The following is a 20059-nucleotide window of genomic DNA, read 5'->3' on the forward strand; positions in this document are numbered from 1 at the left end:
TGCCGTGCGTGTCGGCTGGCACCACCATCCGCCACTAGCGTCATCCTGAGCTTGTCTCAGGATCCACCGTGCCGCGTACCCGATGGCCGTGGCGCTTGCGGTACAGTGGATCCTGAGACGAGCTCAGGATGACGCCAGGAGGTGAGGGCGCCGCGCCAACTCACGGGACCGCGCGCGAGGACAACTGCGCTCACCGGGCGCCCTCTCTGCGCCTCCGCGCCTCCGCGTGAGTGCCCCACCAACGAAAAAGGCGGCCTCGTAAGGCCGCCCTCCCGTGTTCCACCCCGACCCACAGCTTATCGCGGCGACGCCTCGCGCTTGCCGTCGAGCCGTCGCGCCACGCCCCAGGGGTTGGCGTCTGACAACGCCTCAGGCAGTAGCGACGCGGGCAGGTTCTGCAGGCTCACCGGCCGCAGGAAGCGGTAGATCGCCGCGGTCCCGACCGAGGTGGTACGGCCGTCGCTGGTCGCCGGGAAGGGCCCGCCGTGCACCATCGCGTGGCTGACCTCGACCCCGGTCGGCCAGCCGTTGACCAGGATGCGACCGACGCGATCGGCGAGCACCGGGATCAGCGTCTTGGCCTCCGCCTCGTCCTCGCCGTCGAGGTGGAGCGTCGCGGTGAGCTGGCCCTCAAGGCTGGCGATCACCTGACGCACCTCGTCCATGTCGCGGCACGCCACCACGATCGAGGACGAGCCGAACACCTCGTGCCCGAGCGCGCGATCGGCGAGGAAGCTGGCCGCGTCGGCGCGGAACAGCGCGCCGACCGCCTGGTTGACGCCCTCGCCGACCTTGCCGCGCGCCACCGTCGTCACCGCGCTGTGACGTGCCAGCGCCTCGACGCCCTGCTCGAAGCTGGCGTGGATGCCGGGCGACAACATGGTCGCGGGCGCGCTCTCGGTCAGCGCGCGGCCCGCCGCGGCGACGAAGGCGTCGAGCGCCTCGCCCGCGATCGCGAGCACGAGGCCGGGATTGGTGCAGAATTGCCCCGCGCCCATCGTCAGCGACTGGACATAGGCCGGCGCCAGCGCCTCGCCGCGCGCTTCGAGCGCGTGCGGCATGATGACGACCGGGTTGATGCTCGACATCTCGGCATAGACCGGGATCGGCTCGGCGCGGTTGGCCGCGATCTTCACCAGCGCGAGCCCGCCCCCGCGCGAGCCGGTGAAGCCGACCGCCTTGATGCGGCGATCGGCGACCAGCGCCTCGCCGAGCCGGTTGGTCTCGCCCGGCAGGTAGGAGAAGACCCCCGCGGGCAGCCCGGCCTTGTCGACCGCGGCGCGGATCGCGCGCGCGACCAGCTCGCCCGTGCCCGGGTGCGCCGGATGGCCCTTGACCACCACCGGGCAGCCCGCGGCGAGCGCCGAAGCGGTGTCGCCACCCGCGACCGAGAAGGCGAGCGGGAAGTTGGAGGCGCCGAACACCGCCACCGGCCCGACAGCGACGTTCATGCGACGCAGGTCGGGGCGGGGAAGGGGCTGCCGGTCGGGCAGCGCGGGGTCGATCGTGGCGTCGAGCCAGTCGCCCTGGCGCACCACCTGCGCGAACAGCTTGAGCTGGCCGACGGTGCGGCCGCGCTCGCCCTCGAGCCGCGCGCGCGGCAGCCCGCTCTCCTGCTGCGCGCGCTCGATCAGCTGGTCGCCGAGCGCGACGATCTCGTCGGCGATCGCCTCGAGGAAGGCGGCGCGGTCCTCGGGCGCGGTCGCGGCATAGGCCGGGAAGGCCGCGGCGGCGAGCTCGCAGGCGTCGGCGACGGCGTCGGGACCGGCGGAGGAGAAGGTCGGGGTGAGAGGCGCGCCCTTGGCCGGGTCGACCGCGGTGAACCGCGCCTCGGCCTGGCGCAACTCGGCACCGATCAGCATCGCTCCGTCGATCATGAATATCCTCGGCTCTGGGGAATTAGTCGGACATATTTAGGCGGCGGTAGGAGGGGGCGCAACCCTGGGTAGGTTCGCCGCCTTCACCGCAACCTTGTTCCCCGGCGAACGCCGGGGCCCAGGTGGGGGACGCTTGTGGGTGCTACCACGGCGTTTCCAACCGGACCCCGGCTTTCGCCGGGGATAGTCAAGTTTCGGCGAACGTCCCGTCACCATGGCGAGGCGGCGTGACCCACGCCGCCCCGCCGTTCTCTCAGATGAAGCGATTGAGCAGGTTCTCGATCCGCTCCTGCTGGCCAGAGCGCGGGCGCGGGTCGACATTCTCACGCTCGGCGAGGTCCGCGATCCCGGCGAGGTCGAGCGACGACACCTGCTGGCCGAACGCGCCGTCCCAGCCGGCGTAGCGGTCGCGCTTGATCGAGTCGAGCCGGCCGTCCTCGATCAGCTTCGCCGCGTTGAGCAGCCCGCGCGCGACCGTGTCGATGCCGCCGACATGGCCGTAGAACAGGTCGGCTGCGTCGATCGACTGGCGGCGTACCTTGGCGTCGAAGTTGAACCCGCCCGTGGTGAAGCCGCCCGCACGGATGATCTCGAGCATCGCCAGCGTCAGTTCCTCGACCGAGTTGGGGAATTGGTCGGTGTCCCAGCCGTTCTGCGGGTCGCCGCGATTGGCGTCGATCGAGCCGAAGATGCCGAGCGCGGCGGCGGTGGCGATCTCATGCTCGAAGGTGTGGCCGGCGAGCGTGGCGTGGTTCGCCTCGATGTTGACCTTGACCTCGTTCTCCAGCCCGTAGCGCTTGAGGAAGCCGTACACCGTGGCGGTGTCGAAGTCGTACTGGTGCTTGGTCGGCTCGTGCGGCTTCGGCTCGATCAGGATCGTGCCGTCGAAGCCGATCTTGTGCTTGTGCTCGACGACGAGGCTGAGGAAGCGGCCGAGATTGTCGAGCTCGCGCTTGAGATCGGTGTTGTGGAGCGACTCATAGCCCTCGCGACCGCCCCACAGCACGTAGTTCTGGCCGCCGAGCCGATGCGTCGCCTCCAGCGCGTCGCGCACCTGCACCGCGCCGAACGCGAAGACCTCAGGGTCGGGGTTGCTCGCGCCGCCGGCGGCGAAGCGCGGGTGGCTGAACAGGTTGGCGGTGCCCCACAGCAGCTTGCGGCCCGACGCGGCCTGCAGCTTCTCGAGATGATCGACCGCCTCGGCGAAGTAGCGGCGGTGCTCGGCGACGCCGTGCGCGTCCGCCATCACGTCGACGTCGTGGAAGCAGTAATACGGCACGTCGAGCTTGCCGAAGAAGTCGAACGCCACCTCACGCTTTTGCGCCGCGGCGGCGCTGTCGTTGGCGCCGGCGTGCCACGGGCGGTTGAACGTGCCGCCGCCGAACACGTCCGAGCCGGGCCAGCAGAAGGTGTGCCAGAAGCAGGCGGCGAAGCGGAGGTGGTCCTCCATGCGCTTGCCGAGCACGACCCGGTCCTTGTCGTAAAAGCGATAGGCGAGCTCGTTGTCGCTGTCGGGCCCCTCGTACTTGATCTGGGGGATGTCGGCGAAGAAGTCGGTGGCCATGCAGGCGCTCCTTGGCGTGGTGGTTCGTGGGTAAGATCAGGCCGCGTGCGGCGCGATGCGGGGGTAGGCGTCGCGGAAGGCGGCGCGTTTGGGGGCAAGCCGGTCGACCAGCGCGGGATCGGGCGCGACGACGTGGCTGACCGGCGGCGCAACGCAGACCTCGGCGGGCGTACCGCCGTCGACCGCGAGCTGCGCCAGCCGTGCCGCGCCCATCGCCGGGCCGACCTCGCCGCCCTTGAGATAGGCGAGCTCGACCTCGAGCGCGGCGGCGAGCGTCTCGCCCCAGTAGCGCGAGCGCGCGCCGCCGCCGATCACCGAGAGCCGCTCGACCGCGGTGCCCGACTCGCGCAGCACGCGCACGCCGTCGGCCAGCGCGAAGGCGACGCCCTCCAGCACCGCCTGGGCGAGCCGCTCGGGCGTGGTGTCATGGTCGAGCCGCAGGAAGCCGCCGCGCACCTGCGCGTCGTTGTGCGGGGTGCGCTCGCCGGAGAGATACGGGAGAAAGAGCTCGGGGCCGTTGCCGACGCCCGCCGACTCGGCGCGCGCGAACAGCTCGGCCGCCCCCGCCGCGCCGATCAGCCGCGCCGCCCAGTCGACGCAGACCGCGGCGGAGAGATGCACCGCCATCTGGTGCCACAGGTTCGGCAGACAGTGGCAGAAGGCATGGACCGCGGCCGCCGGGTTGGCGCGCAGCTCGGCGGTGGCGACGAAGATCACGCCCGAGGTGCCGAGCGACAGCAGAGCGTCGCCGTCCTTGACCACGCCGACGCCCGCCGCGCCCGCGGCATTGTCGCCGCCGCCGCCCGCGACCGGCACCTGGTCCATGCCCCAGCGCTCCGCGATCTCGGCGCGCAGCGTGCCGGCGACGTCGCTGCCCTCGACCGCGCGCGGCATCTGCTCGCGGCTGAGCCCGGTGGCGGCGAGCAGGTCGTCGCTCCAGTCGCGCTTCGCCACGTCGAGCCACAGCGTGCCAGCGGCGTCGGACACGTCGCTCGCCTTCTCGCCGGTCATGCGCAGCCGGACATGGTCCTTTGGCAGCAGCACGGTGCGGATCGCGGCGAACACTTCGGGCTCATGGTGCGCGACCCAGAGGAGCTTGGGCGCAGTGAAGCCGGGCATGGCGAGGTTGGCGGCGACCTGGTGCAGCTCGGGCGCCTTGGCCTCCAGCTCCGCACACTCCGCGAAGGAGCGGCCGTCGTTCCACAGGATCGCGGGACGCAGCGGGCGGTCGTCGGCACCGAGCAAGGTCGCGCCGTGCATCTGGCCGGCGAGCCCGATGCCGCGCACCGAGCGGCGCACCTCGGCGGGGAGCGCGCGCACCGCCGCCTCGGTCGCCTGCCACCACGCCTCGGGGTCCTGCTCGGACCAGAGCGGGTGCGGGCGCTGAACCGTGAGCGCGGCGGTACCCTGCGCGACGATCGCGCCCGCGGGGTCGATGACCACCGCCTTCACGCCCGAGGTGCCGATGTCGATGCCGAGGAACATGGTATTCTAGCCTTCGGATGCGTTGGTCGTGCCCCGGCGAAGGCCGGGATCCAGGTGGGAAGGCGGCAGCGAGTCAGCCCGCACGTTCCGTAACTGGGCCCCGGCCTTAGCCGGGGAACAGCTTGGACGTACTGCCGCGCGCCTCACTTCACGAACGGGTCGATCGTCGGGATCGTGCCGTCCGGGTTGAACTTCAGCTCGGTCATCTTGACGTTGCGGAGGTGGTTCTTCCCCGACAGCTGGGTGTCGGCATAGAACAGCCACCATTTGCCCTTCCACTCGACGATCGAGTGGTGCGTGGTCCAGCCCTGCACCGGCTTCAGGATATGGCCCTTGTACGTGAACGGGCCATAGGGCGTCTTGCCGATCGCATAGTTGAGGAAGTGCGTGTCGCCGGTCGAGTAGGTGTAGTAGTATTGGCCGCCGCGTTTGAAGACCCACGACGCCTCGAAGAAGCGCTTCTCATGGTCGCCGCCGAGCACAGGCTTGCCCTTCTCGTCGAGGATCACCGCGTCGCGCGGGGTCTCGGCGAAGCTCTTCATGTCGGCGTTGAGCTTGGCAACCTTGCCGGAGAGCGCGGGCTGGTCGTCCTGCTTCAGGTCGGTGTCGCTGCCGTTGGGATCGTATTTGCCGTCCTGCCAGCGCTGGAGCTGGCCGCCCCAGATGCCGCCGAAATACATGTACGAGGTGCCGTCGGCGTCGGTGAACACCGCCGGGTCCATCGAGTAGCTGCCCTTGATCGCCTCGGGCTCGGCCTTGAACGGACCCATCGGGTTGTTCGAGGTGGCGACGCCGATGCGGAACGCGCCCAGGCCGTTGCGATCCTTGGTGCGGTCGCGCGCCGGAAAATAGAGGTAGTAGGTGCCGTTCTTGAAGGCCGCGTCGGGCGCCCACATCTGCTGCGAGGCCCAGGGCACGTCCTTCACGTCGAGCGCGACCGGGCCGACCGTCACCTTGCCACCGGGCTCGTCGAGCCGCAGCACGCGATAGTCGCGCATGGCGTACTGGTTGCCGAGATCGTCGTCCTTGGTCTCGGTCGGAATGTCGTGGCTGGGATAGACGTACAGCTTACCGTCAGGCCAGACGTGCGCGGAGGGATCCGCGGTGTAGATGTCGCGCACCAGCGGCTGTGAGAGATACGACCGACCGTCCGGCGCGCGCTCCTGGTCCCAGCCGGCTGTCTCGGCGGTCGCGTTGTTGCTCGCGGCGGCTGAGCCGCTCTCCTGCGACGAGCAGGCGATCAGCGGCAGCGGCGCGAGCGCGGCGAGCAGCAGCCGGCGGGCAGTGGATCGGGATGGGCGCATTCGGGCGTACTCCTCTCGGTTCGCAGCGGATCTTCGCCCGCGTCGGTGAGATAGTTAGCGCTACCATGCGGTCCGCGCAACAGCTTTGATCGTGTGACCGCGTGACGTTCGATCAGGCACGGGACGATGCACGCCCGGTCCGCAGCGCGGTGCCAAGCAGCAGCACGATCCAGCCCAGCGCGAGCAGGTACGATACCGCGGCGAAAAGCAGCAGCGGCAGGTAGCCGAGCCCCGCCGCGAGTACCACGCCCGCCACCTTCGAGATCACCACACCCCCGACATTGCCGCTGAACGAACCGAAGGCGGTGACCCGCCCGACCTTCTGCTGCGGCACGATGTCGGCGATCAGCGCGAACAGGTTGGTGGAGAAGGCCTGATGCCCCGCCAGCGCGAGCGCCATCAGCGCCACCGCGGCAGGATAGCTAGCGGTCGCCAGCGCGAGCGGCACGGGCAGTACGCACAGCGCCGCCGCCAGCATCACCCCCCGCCGCACCGTCCAGGCGCGATGCCCGAGTGCGAGCAGTCGGGTCGCGATCCCGCCGCCGAGCAGCGAGCCGAGCGCGGCGCCGCCATAGGCGAGCGCCAGCGGCACGCCGAGCTCGACCCCGCTCAGCCCGAAGCGGCGGTGGAAGAAATCGGGCAGCCAGAACAGCAGCAGCCACCAGGTCGCGTCGGACAGCAGCTTGGCGCCCGCGACCGCCCACGTTCGCCGCTCGCGCAATATGGGGCCATAGTCGACCGGCGCCGACGCGCCCGGCACCATTGCGGGCGAGTCCAGCCGCAGGCCACGCGTGGCGACCAGCCAGGCCAGCGCCCAGCCGAGCCCGATCACGCCGGCGGCGGCGAAGGTGCCGCGCCAGCCGAGCAGCAGCGCCGCGGCCGGGATGGCGAGCGGCGCCAGGATCGCGCCGAGGCTGCTCGCCGCGTTGCTGACGCCGAAGCCGGCCGAGCGCCAGTTGGCGGGCAGTACCGCGGCGACGGTCTTGGTGGCGGTGGGCGTGCCCATCGCCTCGGTGGCGCCTAGCGTGACGCGGACCAGCACGAATTCGATCGTGGTGCGCGCCCAGCCGTGCAGCAGCGCGGCGACGCTCCACGCCGCGACGCCGACCGGGTTGGCCCATTTCACCCCGAGCTTGTCCGCGATCCAGCCGGTAACGAGGAAGCCGCCCGCCGCACCGGCCTGGAACCAGGCGGCGAGCGTGCCGTAATCGTCGTCGCTCCAGTGGAGGTCGGCGGCGATCTGCGGCTTGAGCACCGCGATGATCTGGCGGTCGACGAGGTTGAGCACGCCCGCGGTGATCACGAGCGCGAAGAGGAGGGAGCGACGGGCGGAGCCGAGGTCGGCGAGGCTGCGGGTCATCTGGCGCGGGCCGGTACGATCGCCCCCCTCCTCGTCACGCCGGCCCTGAGCCGGGGGCCATGGTGCCGCGCGCTCCACGCCTGTTGTGTACGCGGCGCCATGTATGCCGGGTCAAGCCCGGCGTGACGGGCGAGGGTGTGAGCGGCATCAAGGTGAGCCGGCTTGTCCCAGTTCGGCGATACGGCTCGTCCGCGAACGTCCTCCGTCACCCCGGACTTGTTCCGGGGGCTACCCGCCCATGGGCTCGACGACCGCTGCGCTCGGAACACGGTGGATCCCGGAACAAGTCCGGGATGACGGAGGAGCCTCGAATAACGGAGCGGGAGGGGAGGGCGGGGCCAAGGCGCCCATTCCGCCACTCCCCGTGCCCGCGCACCCTGCCGCACCACCCTAGCGCGCCAGCGGTGCGTGGTCGAGCCGCGGCAGCACGTGGCGCGCGAACAGGTCGGCCTCGGCGGCGTGCGGGTAGCCCGAGAGAATGAAGGCATCGATCCCCTCGGCGCGATACGCCTCCAGCTTGGCGAGCACCTGATCGGGGTCGCCGACGATCGCGGCGCCGCAGCCCGAGCGCGCGCGCCCGATCCCGGTCCACAGGTTGGCCTCGGCATAGCCGTCGTCGCTGCCCTCGCGCAGCTCGGCCTGGCGCCGCACCCCCGCCGACTGCGAGTCGAGCGAGCGCGCGCGGATCGCGGCGCCGGTGGCATCGTCGAGCCGCGACAGCAGCCGGTCCGCGGCGTCGCGCGCCTCGGCCTCGCTCTCGCGCACCACGACATGGACGCGATAGCCGAAGCGCAGCGTCCGCCCCTTCGCCGCGGCGCGCGCGCGCAGGTCGGCGACGATGCCGCGCACGCCCTCGATCGTGTCGGGCCACATCAGATAGACGTCGGCCTGCTCGGCCGCGGCGTCGCGCGCCGCCTCCGACAGGCCGCCGAAATAAAGCAGCGGACAGCGCCCCAGCGTGGTGGTGATGCCGGGCGGGTCGAGTTGGAGCTGCCAGAACTCACCCTGGTGATCGAGCGACTTGCCGTCGAGCAGCGTGCGCAGGATGTGCATCGCCTCCACCGTGCGGCGGTAGCGCGGCGCGCTCTCCAGCGTCTCGCCCGGCAGGTCGCTCGAGATGATGTTGACGGTCAGCCGGCCGCCCAGCATCCGGTCGATCGTCGCGATCTGGCGCGCGAGCTGCGGCGGCCAGCCCTCGCCCACGCGCACCGCCATCAGCAGCCATAGCCGGCGCAGCAGCGGCGCGATGCCCGCGGCAAAGGCGGTGGTGTCGATCCCGAGCGTGTAGCCCGACGGCAGCAGGATATTGTCGAACCCGCCGGTCTCGGCCTGGAGCACGATGTCGCGGCAATGCTCCCACGACGAGCGCAGCCGCTCGTCCGGAACGCCGAGGAACTCGTAATCGTCGTCGCACAACGCCGAGAACCAGCTTACCTCGCAGGGCGGGCGCGTCATGGCAGTTTCTCCCCCATGCCGGTCTCGAGCACTGCATACCAGCGCGCGCGCGTCCACTCGACCTTGTACGCGTCCGCGGCGGCGCGCACGCGCGCCGGGTTCTGCGAGCCGATGATCGGGATCACGCGCGCGGGATGCGCCATCACCCAGGACAGCGCCGCGGTGGCCGCGTCGACGCCGAACGCGGCGCCCTGCTCGGCGAGCAGCCGCGCCGCCGGGTGCGACGGGTCGGCCAGCCGCCCGCCGCCGAGCGGCGACCAGGCGAGCACCGCGAGGTCGAGCCGCATCGCCTGGTCGAGCACGCCGTCGAACAGCGGCGCGGCGCGCAGCGGCGAGAACTCGGGCTGCGTGCTCGCCAGCGGGTGCGCGAGGAAGGACTGGAGCGCCTCCAGCTCGTGCACCGAATGGTTGGAGACGCCCAGCGCGCGCACCTTGCCGCTCTCCACCATGCGGGTCAGCGCGGCAGCGACTTCCTGCGGGTGGGTGAGGAAGTCGCGGCGGTGGACCTGGTAGAGGTCGACCACCTCGACGCCGAGGCGGCGCAGCGAGGCGTCGAGCGCCTCGGCAAGATAGTCGACGCTCGAGTTGTACGGGACGCCGGGCCGGATGCCGCCCTTGGTCGCGATCACCATACGGTCGCGCAGCGCACGATCCTCGGCCAGCGCGCGGCCGAACAGTTGCTCGGCCGAGCCAAAGCCGGCGGGCACGTCGGCGCCGTAGATGTCGGCGGTGTCGAACAGCGAGATCCCGGCCTCGAGCGCGGCATCGATCAGCGCGCGCACCGGTGCAATGTCGTCGCCGGCGAGGCGCCACATGCCCCAGGCGAGCGGTGAGACGGTCAGCCCGCTCTTGCCGAGCGGGCGCGGTTGGTTCGATAGGCGCAGCGTCGTCATCCGCGGCGGCATGGCACAGGGTTGGACGTGATGGTAGCCGAGATCAGGTACGGATTGGTCGGCACGGGGATGATGGGGGTCGAGCACCTGCGCAACATCGCGTTGGTGCCGGGCGCGCGTGTCGTCGCACTCGCCGACCCGGTCTTGACCTCGCTCGGCTGGGCGCGCGACGCGCTCGGTGAGGCGGCCGCGGGCGCGATCGCGTATGACTCGGCCGAGGCACTGGCGCGCGACGCCCAGGTCGACGCGGTCGTGATCGCCTCGCCCAACCACACCCACCGTGCCGTGCTGGAGCCGCTGTTCGCCACCGAGGCGGCGATCCTGTGCGAGAAGCCGCTCGCCACTACGCTCGACGACGCGCGCTGGATCGTCGATCGGACAGCGACGCGCGCGGCGCCGTTCTGGACCGGCATGGAATATCGCTTCATGCCGCCGGCCGCGGCGTTCATCGCGCAGGTGCACGCCGGGCGCGTCGGCGCGTTGCGCATGCTGTCGATCCGCGAGCACCGTTTCCCCTTCCTCAAGAAGGTCGGCGACTGGAACCGCTTCGCCCGCAACACCGGCGGCACGATGGTGGAGAAATGCTGCCACTTCTTCGACCTGATGCGTGTGATCACCGGCGCCGAGCCCGTGCGCGTTCACTGCTCTGGCGCGATGGACGTCAACCACCTGGACGAGCGCTACGGCTGCGAGCGCCCCGACATCATCGACAACAGCTACACCACGGTCGACTTCAGCAACGGCGTCCGCGCCCTGCTCGACCTCTGCATGTTCGCCGACGGCGCCGAGCACCAGGAGGAGATGAGCGCCACCGGGGACGCCGCGCGGCTCGACGTGCTGATCCCGCCGGGCGAGCTGGTGTTCTCGCCGCGCACTGGCTTCGGCAACGCCAAGCGCGTGGAGCGAACGACCGTGGCGATCGACCCGGTCGCGCACGCCGCCGGCAGCCACGAGGGGGCGACCTATTACCAGCATCTCGCCTTCGCCGCCGCGGTGCGCGGCAAGGCGCCGGTGCAGGTGAGCGCGGAAGACGGGCTGCGCGCGGTCGCGATCGGCGTCGCCGCCGAAATCAGCGCGCGCGAGCATCGCGTGGTCGAGATGCGGGAGCTGGGGCTGTGACGCTGGTGCAGCCGGGCGACCATGTCGCGATCGTCGGCGGCGGCTTCTCGGGGACCTTGCTCGCGATCAACCTCGTCCGCCACGATGGCCCTCGCGCGACGCTGATCGAGCGACGCCCCGCTCAGGTCGCGCGCGGCGTCGCCTATAGCGCCGCGCACGACGAGCATCTGCTCAACGTCCGCGCCGGCAACATGAGCGCGCTGCCCGACGACCCCGACCATTTCGTCCGCTGGCTCGAGCGCGAGCGGCTGGGCGACCGCGCCACCTTCGTCCCGCGCAAGACCTACGGCCGCTATCTCCGCGCGATGCTCGAGGAGGCCGCCGCGGCGCATCCGGAGCGGCTGACGCTGGTGACCGGCGAGGTCTGCGCGCTCGACTGCGACTCGCGCGGCTTCGCGCTGACGCTGGCCGAGGGCGGGCGCGTCGAGGCCGATGTCGCGGTGCTCGCGCTCGGCAACCTGCCGCCGCACAGCCCGCCCGGGCTCGACCCGGCGACGCTGCCGGAGGACTGCTACCGCGCCGACCCCTGGTCCGGCGACATCGCCGAGGGGCTGTCCGACGACGACGAGGTGGTGCTGGTCGGCACCGGGCTGACAGCAATTGATGCCGCGCTGCTGCTCGAATCCGCGGGGTTCCGCGGGCGCATCCTCGCGCTGTCGCGGCGCGGGCTGGTGCCGCGCCGCCACGCCGACGGCGCGCCGCGACCGGGGCTGAGCGAGCGGCCCGCGGCGACGCTCTCGGCGCTGGTGCGCGCGGTGCGCGACCGCACCGAGGCGATCGGCTGGCGCGCGGCTGTCGACGAACTGCGCCCGGTGACCCAGATGATGTGGGGCAGCGCCGACGCGACGACGCGCGCGCGCTTCCTCCGCCACTTGCGCCCTTATTGGGACGTGCACCGCCACCGGCTCGCCCCCGCGGTGGCGGGTCGGATCGACGCGTTGGTCGAGGCGGGGCGCTTGCGCTTCGCCGCGGGCAAGCTGGTGGCGGCCGAGGCGGACGGCACGCACGCGCTGCTGCACTGGCGTGCGCGCGGCGGTGAGGCGGTGACGACGACGCGCGCGGCGCGGATCGTCAACTGCACCGGACCGCAGGGCGATCTGCTGCGCTCGCGCGAGCCGCTGATCCGCCAGCTGCTCGCCGCCGGGATGATCCGGCCCGACGCGCTGCGGATCGGCCTCGACGTCGACCGCCAGTCGCGCGTCGTTGCCGCCGACGGCGGGATCAGCGACCGGCTCTACTGTATCGGGCCGATGACGCGCGGCGAGCTCTGGGAGGTAGTGGCGGTGCCCGATATCCGGCAGCAGAACTGGACGCTCGCGCGCCGCCTCGCCAACGCGCAATGGGTCGGCGGCGAGGGGCTGTGAGGAGCCGTGCTCCTGCGGGCGCAGGAGCCTGGAGCCGCAAGCGCGGCGTCAACGCCCGCAACGTCCGCGTTCGGGAGCATGGAAGCGCCCGGACCGGCGCATCATAACAGTGCAGCGCGGGTCAGGCGCGGATTGTGCGGCGCGGCGCGATCCCGTACGCTCCGGGCTCGTCACTGGAAGACCGACTCATGACCGCGCACGCGCACGAATATCCCGTCCATGTCGCGGACGAGGACATCGACTTCATGGGCCACGTCAACAACGCTGTCTATCTCAAGTGGGTTCAGGCCGCGGTGATGGATTATTGGGAGCGCGTCGCGCCGCCCGAGGCGGTGGCGCAGCATCTCTGGGTCGCGCTCAAGCACGAGATCACCTACCGCCGCCCGACCTTTCTTGAGGACGGCATCGTCGCCGAGGTCATCGCGGAGAAGGCGCAGGGCGCGCGCACCTTCTTCAGCACCCTGTTCAAGCGCGGCGAGGAGATCGTCGCCGAGGTGAGCAGCGTGTGGTGCTGTCTCGACGCCGCGACGCAGCGCCCGGCGCGTCTCGCCAAGGACGTGATCGCGCGCTTCGTCGCCGAGCCCGGCACCGCGCGCGGTTGACGTCGCTGTCCCGAGCCCCGACACACGGCGGCGCAACGGGTTAGGGGAGAGCGATGGGCAGACTGCTGGCGTTCGGCGAGGTGATGCTGCGGCTGTCGCCGCCGGGGCGCGAGCTGTTGCTCCAGTCGCCGCGGCTCGATGTCTGGGTCGCGGGTGCCGAGGCCAATGTCGTCACCCAGCTTGCCTGCCTCGGCCATGACGTCGCCTTCGCCAGCCGCGTGCCCGATAATGATCTCGGCCGCGCCGCGCTCCGCACGTTGCGCGCACACGGGGTCGACGTTTCTCATGTCGCGCTCGGCGGCGAGCGGATCGGGCTCTATTTCGCCACCACCGGCGCGGGGCTGCGCGCGACCGAGGTGGTGTACGACCGCGCTCACTCCGCTTTCGCCGAGGCGCCGGCCGAGTCGTGGGACTGGGACCGGTTGCTCGACGGCGTCGACCGGCTCCACCTCTCGGGCATTACCCCCGCGCTCGGTCCGGTGCCAGCCCGCAGCGCGGTAGCGGTGGCGCAAGCGGCGGCGTCGCGTGGAGTGGCGGTCTCATTCGACGGCAATTGGCGCGGCAAGCTATGGGCGCGCTGGGACGGTAATCCACGCGCGATCCTCGGCGAGATCGTCCGTCACGCCGACCTGATGTTCGGCAACCACCGCGACGTCGCGCTGTTGCTCGGCCGCGACGATCTCGCCGGCGATCCGCGGCGCGCTGCCGAGGCGGCCTTCGACGCCTTCCCGACGCTGCGGACGATCGCCTCGACCGCGCGGCACGTCGAGCATGTCGACCTCAACCGGCTCTCGGCGCGGATCGACACGCGCGAGGCGGCGGTCGAGAGCGAGGAAGTGGTGCTCGCCGGGATCGTCGACCGGATCGGCGGTGGCGACGCCTTCGCCGCCGGCGTGCTCCACGCGTTGCGGCGGGGCGAGGGCGCCGCGGCGGCGGCGCGGAGCGGGCTGGCGCTCGCGGCGCTCAAACATTCGCTGCCGGGAGACGCCGGGCTGTTCCGCGAGAGCGACCTCGACGCGTTCCTCAGCGGTGAGTTGGACGTGCGGCGGTAGGGGCCTGAACGCACCGCGCCGTGCGTCTGCGCACGCAGGAGGCCAGTGCTAGTCACGCCCACGCCGCGGCTCTGTGCTCCTGCTCGCGCAGGAGCACGGATCCAGCGGTTAGGCGGGCGTCCGCTACCGTCGTCCGATCAGCGCCTCGGCACGCGCGACCTCGTGCGCCGCGACCTGGTGGGTCACGCGCAGGAACAAGCGCTGCGCCTGCTGCCACGCGCCGCGCTCGTCCGCGACGCTGCGGACCCGCCGCCCGGCGATAAGCTGGCTGCCCCAGGCGTCGAGCGTCGAGCGGATCGCCGCCTCGTCGTGCTGCGGCTGGATCACCACCGAGGGGAAGGGCAGCGGCGTACCCGGCGAGGCGAACAGGCCGGGGTCTCCGTCGACGCCGGTCTCCTCGCCGCGTGGGGCGAACAGCAGCGCGCCCGCGATCCGCGAAACATAGTCGGCGGGCGAAAGCCGCCCCCACCAGGCGCTCGCGGCACAGCCCAGCCCGTCGGCGATCAGCAGCACCGGCCGCTGCGTCGCGCACACGGCCTGGTCGACCTTGGCCGCCCAGATCTTGCGGTCGGCGCGCGAGCGGACCGACAGCGGCAGCGCGCGCGGATCATCGGCGGGCCAGCCGAACATCGTCTTCCAGGTCGGCACGGGTCGCGCCGAGTCGTTGATCGCGAGCACCGCGAACGGCCCCGAGTCGGCGATGGCGAACATGATCGTCTCCCACGGATCGGCGTTCGCAGGCTAGGCTATCCGATCGCGGAGACGAGTCCAGATGCACTTGGCATCGCAGCAGTTCTTCTATCATCGCAGCGAAGCGAGCCGATCCCGGCTTGAGCGTGCGTTGACGTTGACGTAAGCGGCATCCAACGAACTCGGACTCGAGAGGTATGAGATGAGCAACGTCGTGATCGCCGGCTACGCCCGGTCGCCCTTCCAGCTCGCGGGCAAGGGCGAGCTGGCGCGGGTCCGCCCCGACGACCTCGCCGCGCAGGTGATCCGCGGGCTGCTGGAGAAGACGAAGGTCGATCCCGCCGCGATCGAGGACATCATCCTGGGCTGCGCTTTCCCTGAGGGCGAGCAGGGGCTCAACGTCGCGCGCCTCGTCGGGCTGCTCGCCGACCTGCCGCTGTCGGTCGGCGGCATGACGGTGAACCGCTTCTGCGGCTCGTCGATGAGCGCGATCCATATCGCGATGGGGCAGATCCAGATCGGTGCGGGCGAGGCGTTCATCTGTGCCGGGCTCGAGTCGATGAGCCGCATCCCGATGGGCGGCTACAACCCGCTGCCCAGCCCCGAGCTCGCCGCCAAGAGCCCGGGCGCGTACATGGGGATGGGCCAGACCGCTGAGAACGTCGCGCAGCAATATCAGATCACGCGCGCCGAGCAGGAGGCGTTCGCGGTGAACAGCCAGCAGAAGGCGGCCGCGGCGCGCGCCAAGGGACGGCTCGCCGAGGAGATCGTGCCGATCCGCACGAAGAAGGGCGAGGTGACGCAGGACGGCATCATCCGCCCCGAGACCACCGCCGAGGTACTCGCCGGGCTCAAGCCCGCGTTCAGCGCCGACGGCTCGGTCACCGCGGGCACTTCCTCGCCGCTCACCGACGGCGCCAGCGCGGTGCTAGTCACCTCCGAAGAGTTCGCGGTGAAGCACGGGCTCAAGGTGCTGGCGCGGATCGTGTCGGTCGGTGTCGCCGGCTGCGCGCCCGAGACGATGGGGCTGGGGCCGATCGGCGCCTCGAGGAAGGCGCTGGAGCGCGCCGGGATCGCCGCGGGCGATCTCGACGTCGTCGAGATCAACGAGGCCTTCGCCAGCCAGGCGATCGCCTGCATCCGCGACCTGGGCCTCAAAGAAGAGACGATCAACCTCGACGGCGGCGCGATCGCGATCGGCCACCCGCTCGGCGCCACCGGCGCGCGCATCGTCGGCAAGGCGGCGGCGCTGCTCGAGCGCGAGGGCGGCCGCTACGCGCTGGCGACGCAATGCATCGGCGGCGGGCAGGGCATTGCCACGGTGCTGGAGCGCGCGTGACATGAGCGAGGCTGTGAAGAAGGTCTGCGTTATCGGCGCGGGCGTGATGGGCGCTGGGATCGCCGCGCAGGTTGCCAACGCGGGCGTGCCGGTGCTGCTGCTCGACATCGTGCCCAAGGACGCGACCGACCGTGACGCGGTCGCCAAGGGCGCGGTGGCGAAGATGCTCAAGACCGAGCCCGCGCCGTTCATGTCGGCCGCCGCGGCGCGGCTGGTCGAGACCGGCAACATCGACGACCATCTCGACCGCGTCGCCGAGTGCGACTGGATCGTCGAGGCGATCGTCGAGCGGCTCGACATCAAGCAGGCGCTCTACGCAAGGCTCGAGCAGCTCAAGCGCCCCGGCACCGCGGTGTCGTCGAACACCTCGACGATCCCGCTCGGCCATCTGGTGGAGGGCCGCTCGGAGCAGTTCCGGCGCGACTTCCTGATCACCCACTTCTTCAATCCACCGCGCTACATGCGGCTGATCGAGATCGTGCGAGGCGCACACACCGACGCGGCCGTGGCGGAGAAGGTCGAGGCCTTCGTCGACCGCTTCATGGGCAAGCGCATCGTCCGCGCGAAGGACACGCCGGGCTTCATCGCCAATCGCATCGGCACCTACTGGCTCGCGGTCGCGGTCAACGCCGCGCTCGACCAGGGACTGACGGTCGAGGAAGCGGACCAGATCGGCGGGCGCCCGATGGGCGTGCCCAAGACCGGCATCTTCGGGCTGATCGATCTCGTCGGGATCGACCTCATGCCGCTGCTGTCGAAGAGTCTGTCTGCGACGCTCCCCGCCGGCGACCCGTACTTCGCGACGGTGCGCGAGCTGCCGCTGGTCGATCGCATGATCGCCGAGGGTTTCACCGGTCGCAAGGGCAAGGGCGGCTTCTACCGGCTGGACAAGCGCCCCGACGGCAGCCGTGCCAAGCTGGCTATTGATCTCGCCAGCGGCGACTATCGCCCCGAGCAGAAGCCGGCCGCGCTGCCGCCCGCGGCGGAGAAAGATCTGGCCGCGCTGGTGACGGCGCCGGGCAAGGTCGGCGACTATGCCTGGACGATCCTCGGCAATGTGCTGAGCTACGCCGCGATGCTGGTCGGCGAGGCGGCGGACGACGTGGTCGCGATCGATGACGCGATGAAGCTCGGCTACAATTGGAAGTTCGGCCCGTTCGAGCTGATCGACCGGCTTGGGCCCGGCAGGCTCGCCGAGCGGTTGCGCGCCGAGGGCCGCGCCGTGCCGGCGATCCTCGACACCGCCGGCGACCGGCCGTTCTACCGCGTCGAAGGCGGGGTGCGGCAGTACCTCGGCGGCGATGGCGCGTACCACGACGTGCCGCGCGCCGAGGGCGTGCTGCTGCTCGAGGACGTCAAGCGTCGCTCGGCGCCGGTCGCGACCAGCGCCTCGGCGGCGCTGTGGGACGTCGGCGACGGCGTGCTGTGCCTCGAGTTCACCGCCAAGATGAACGCGCTCGACGGCGAGGTCGCGGCGCTGATCGAACAGGCGGTGGCGCTGGTGCCGGGCCGCTTCAAGGCGCTGGTGATCTACAACGAGGGGAGCAATTTCTCCGCCGGCGCCAATCTCGGGCTTGCTTTGTTCGCGGTGAAGGCGGGCGCCTGGGGCGAGGTGGAGAAGCTGGTCGCGTCCGGACAGCGCGCGTTCAAGGCACTCAAGTACGCGCCCTTCCCGGTGGTGAGCGCGCCCTCGGGGCTGGCGCTGGGCGGCGGCTGCGAGGTGCTGCTCCACTCCGACGCGGTGCAGGCGCACGCCGAGAGCTATGTCGGGCTGGTCGAGTGCGGCGTCGGATTGGTGCCGGGCTGGGGCGGGCACGGCGAGCTGCTCGACCGGCTCGCCAAGCTGCCGACGATACCCAGGGGTCCGATGCCCGCGGTGATGAAGGCGTTCGAGCTGATCTCGACCGCGCAGGTCTCCAAGTCCGCGGCGCAGGCCAGGGAGATGGGCTTCCTGCGCGCGAGCGACGGCGTGACGATGAACCGCGACCGGCTGCTCGCCGACGCCAAGGCGCGCGCGCTGGCGCTGGTCGACGGCTACCAGCCGCCCGAGCCGCCGGTCTATCGTCTGCCGGGCGAGAGCGGGCGTGTCGGCATCGCTGGCGCGGTCGCCGACTTCCACCGCAAGGGCGTCGCCACCGACTATGACGTGGTGGTGGCGGGCCGGCTCGCCGAGGTGCTGACCGGGGGCGAGGCCGATCTGGTCGACGCGGTCAGCGAGGAGCAGCTGCTGTCGCTGGAACGCGCCGCCTTCCTGGAGAGCGCGCGCGACGAGCGCACGCACGCGCGGGTGGAGGCGATGCTGATGACCGGCAAGCCGCTGCGCAACTAGCGCGCTCTCCGCCAACCCGGCCTCGAGCCGGGATCCATCGTGCCGCGGACGCAACAAGCGTGGTGTGAGTGGCACGATGGATCCCGGGTCAAGTCCGGGATCACGGAAGTGGGGGACGTAAGTTACTGAGAACGTTAAACCGTCCACGCCACCTTACATTTTCCTTCACCGCGCGTTCAGCCGACCTGGCCGCAGGCAGATCACAGAAAACGTCACAAGAGAGGTTCGCCCATGTCCCCGTCGAAGAAGCTGGCCCTGATCGTCATTGCCGCCACGGGCGCGCTGGCGAGCGCCGGTGCTGCGCACGCCCAGGCCTTCTACCTTCAGGAGCAGGCCGCGCGCGCCGCAGGTCGCGCTTTCTCGGGCGAGGCGGCCGATACCGGTGCGGCCTCGCTGTGGTGGAACCCGGCGGCGATCGGCGGGCAGGAACGTGCCGAAGCCACGGTCAGCGCCTCGGTGATCCTCCCCAAGGGCAAGGTGACCAACAGCAACACGCTGATCCGCCGCCCCGGCGGCACCTTCGCGCCGGTCGGCGGTGACTCCACCTCCGAGGATCCGATCAACAACGGCGTGCTGCCCTCGGGCGCGGTCGCGGTGCCGCTGACCGACCGGATCGCCGTCGGCCTCGCGGTCACCTCGCCGTACAGCTTTACCACCGACTACAGCGGCGACAGCTGGGCGCGCTACAGCGCCGACCGTACTTATCTGCGCACCTTCGACATCCAGCCCTCGGTCGCCGTCGCGGTGACCGACTGGCTGCGCGTCGGCGGCGCCGCCAACGTCGAGCATGCCGAGGCGAGCCTCACCAACGCGCTGCCCAACCTGGCCGCGGCGCTGCCCGACGGCAGCCAGAAGCTCGCCGGGGGTGGCTGGGACGTGGGCTGGAGCGCCGGTTTCCAGATGCACAATGACTGGGCGACCGTCGGCGTCAGCTACAAGTCGGCGATCAAGCACAACCTGAAGGGTGACCTGACCGTCAGCGGCCTGCTCGGCCCGCTCGCGGCGAACAACCGCGAGATCAACGGCGTCGACGCCAGCTTCTCCACGCCCGCGCAGGTGATCGTCGGCGGCCGCTTCCGCGTGACGCCAGCGCTGACGCTCAACGCGCAGACGATCCGCTACACCTGGGAGAAGTTCGACGCGATCCGCCTCGGCGCGCCGGTCAACGCCGCGCTGCCCGAGAACTACCGCAGCACGTGGAGCTACGCCGGCGGCATCGACTATGCGGTCTCGCCGCGGCTGACGCTGCGCGGCGGCGTGCAGCGGGCGCTGACTCCGACGCGCGACGGCGAGCGCGACGCGCGCGTACCCGACGCCAACCGCTGGAACTACGCGCTGGGCGCCTCCTTCGACGTGACCCCGAGCTTCTCGCTCGACCTCGCGGGCAATTACGTCGACTTCGCCGACACCACGATCGACCGCACCACCGCCGCCTATGCCGGGACGGCGGCGCAGACTCCGGTGCTGGTCAACGGTACGCTGACCGACGCGCGCGCGCTGGTGTTCTCGGCGGGCGGACGCGTGCGGTTCTGAAGGGGGGGCGAGCTACCTCACCGTTCGTGCTGAGGAGGCACTGAGCTCGTCGAAGTGCCGTCTCGAAGCATCGTTCCGCTCTAGGTGACGGCG

Annotated in this window: 15 protein-coding genes; 7 read left to right on the forward strand and 8 right to left on the reverse strand. The window is 71.2% G+C overall.

What is annotated here, in order from left to right; translation table 11 throughout:
• Positions 1–296: 296 nt before the first annotated feature.
• The 7 genes from FHY03_RS19945 to FHY03_RS19975 form a co-directional block, all read right to left on the reverse strand.
• Positions 297–1877: an aldehyde dehydrogenase (NADP(+)) gene (locus FHY03_RS19945; protein WP_183932197.1), complete on the reverse strand. Its 1581-nt coding sequence runs from the start codon at positions 1875–1877 to the stop codon at positions 297–299.
• A 253-nt stretch (positions 1878–2130) separates the two neighbouring features.
• On the reverse strand, positions 2131–3441 hold the full coding sequence (gene xylA / locus FHY03_RS19950) for a xylose isomerase (protein ID WP_183932198.1): 1311 nt from the start codon (positions 3439–3441) through the stop codon (positions 2131–2133).
• A gap of 36 nt (positions 3442–3477) precedes the next feature.
• The gene (xylB, locus tag FHY03_RS19955; RefSeq protein ID WP_183932199.1) at positions 3478–4926 is read right to left on the reverse strand and encodes a xylulokinase; all 1449 of its coding nucleotides are present in this window, start codon (positions 4924–4926) and stop codon (positions 3478–3480) included.
• 143 nt (positions 4927–5069) lie between these two features.
• The gene (locus FHY03_RS19960; protein ID WP_183932200.1) at positions 5070–6230 is read right to left on the reverse strand and encodes a glycoside hydrolase family 43 protein; all 1161 of its coding nucleotides are present in this window, start codon (positions 6228–6230) and stop codon (positions 5070–5072) included.
• A 112-nt stretch (positions 6231–6342) separates the two neighbouring features.
• A complete protein-coding gene (locus FHY03_RS19965; protein ID WP_183925956.1) occupies positions 6343–7590 on the reverse strand; it encodes an MFS transporter in 1248 nt (415 codons plus the stop codon).
• A 390-nt stretch (positions 7591–7980) separates the two neighbouring features.
• On the reverse strand, positions 7981–9045 hold the full coding sequence (locus FHY03_RS19970) for an LLM class flavin-dependent oxidoreductase (protein ID WP_183932201.1): 1065 nt from the start codon (positions 9043–9045) through the stop codon (positions 7981–7983).
• Positions 9042–9938: an aldo/keto reductase family oxidoreductase gene (locus FHY03_RS19975; protein WP_183932202.1), complete on the reverse strand. Its 897-nt coding sequence runs from the start codon at positions 9936–9938 to the stop codon at positions 9042–9044. The genes FHY03_RS19970 and FHY03_RS19975 overlap by 4 nt, the downstream gene beginning before the upstream one ends.
• 30 nt (positions 9939–9968) lie before the next feature.
• Here FHY03_RS19975 and FHY03_RS19980 point away from each other — a divergent pair, with 30 nt between their 5' ends.
• From FHY03_RS19980 to FHY03_RS19995, 4 genes are all read left to right on the forward strand, one after another.
• Entirely contained in the window at positions 9969–11057 is a 1089-nt protein-coding gene (locus tag FHY03_RS19980) for a Gfo/Idh/MocA family protein (RefSeq protein ID WP_183932203.1), read from the forward strand.
• Positions 11054–12421, forward strand: a complete 1368-nt coding sequence (locus tag FHY03_RS19985; RefSeq protein ID WP_311722474.1) for an FAD/NAD(P)-binding protein — start codon at positions 11054–11056, stop codon at positions 12419–12421. The genes FHY03_RS19980 and FHY03_RS19985 overlap by 4 nt, the downstream gene beginning before the upstream one ends.
• Before the next feature lie 188 nt (positions 12422–12609).
• Entirely contained in the window at positions 12610–13023 is a 414-nt protein-coding gene (locus FHY03_RS19990) for a thioesterase family protein (RefSeq protein ID WP_183925965.1), read from the forward strand.
• 53 nt (positions 13024–13076) lie between these two features.
• A complete protein-coding gene (locus FHY03_RS19995; RefSeq protein ID WP_183932204.1) occupies positions 13077–14075 on the forward strand; it encodes a sugar kinase in 999 nt (332 codons plus the stop codon).
• Between the two features lie 123 nt (positions 14076–14198).
• Here the strand turns inward: FHY03_RS19995 and FHY03_RS20000 are convergent, their stop codons facing one another.
• Positions 14199–14786, reverse strand: a complete 588-nt coding sequence (locus FHY03_RS20000; RefSeq protein WP_183932205.1) for an alpha/beta hydrolase — start codon at positions 14784–14786, stop codon at positions 14199–14201.
• Between the two features lie 181 nt (positions 14787–14967).
• Between FHY03_RS20000 and FHY03_RS20005 the strand changes: the two genes are divergently transcribed.
• The 3 genes from FHY03_RS20005 to FHY03_RS20015 all read left to right on the forward strand — a co-directional run bounded on the left by FHY03_RS20005 (position 14968) and on the right by FHY03_RS20015 (position 19966).
• Positions 14968–16104, forward strand: a complete 1137-nt coding sequence (locus tag FHY03_RS20005) for a thiolase family protein (RefSeq protein ID WP_183932206.1) — start codon at positions 14968–14970, stop codon at positions 16102–16104.
• Position 16105: 1 nt separating this feature from the next.
• Complete coding sequence (locus tag FHY03_RS20010) at positions 16106–18433, forward strand: 3-hydroxyacyl-CoA dehydrogenase/enoyl-CoA hydratase family protein (protein ID WP_183925973.1); 2328 nt, start codon at positions 16106–16108, stop codon at positions 18431–18433.
• 231 nt (positions 18434–18664) lie between these two features.
• On the forward strand, positions 18665–19966 hold the full coding sequence (locus tag FHY03_RS20015; RefSeq protein WP_183932207.1) for an OmpP1/FadL family transporter: 1302 nt from the start codon (positions 18665–18667) through the stop codon (positions 19964–19966).
• Positions 19967–20059: the final 93 nt, after the last annotated feature.

This window comes from Sphingomonas sp. BK345 (genome assembly GCF_014193845.1).
Classification (GTDB): domain Bacteria; phylum Pseudomonadota; class Alphaproteobacteria; order Sphingomonadales; family Sphingomonadaceae; genus Sphingomonas.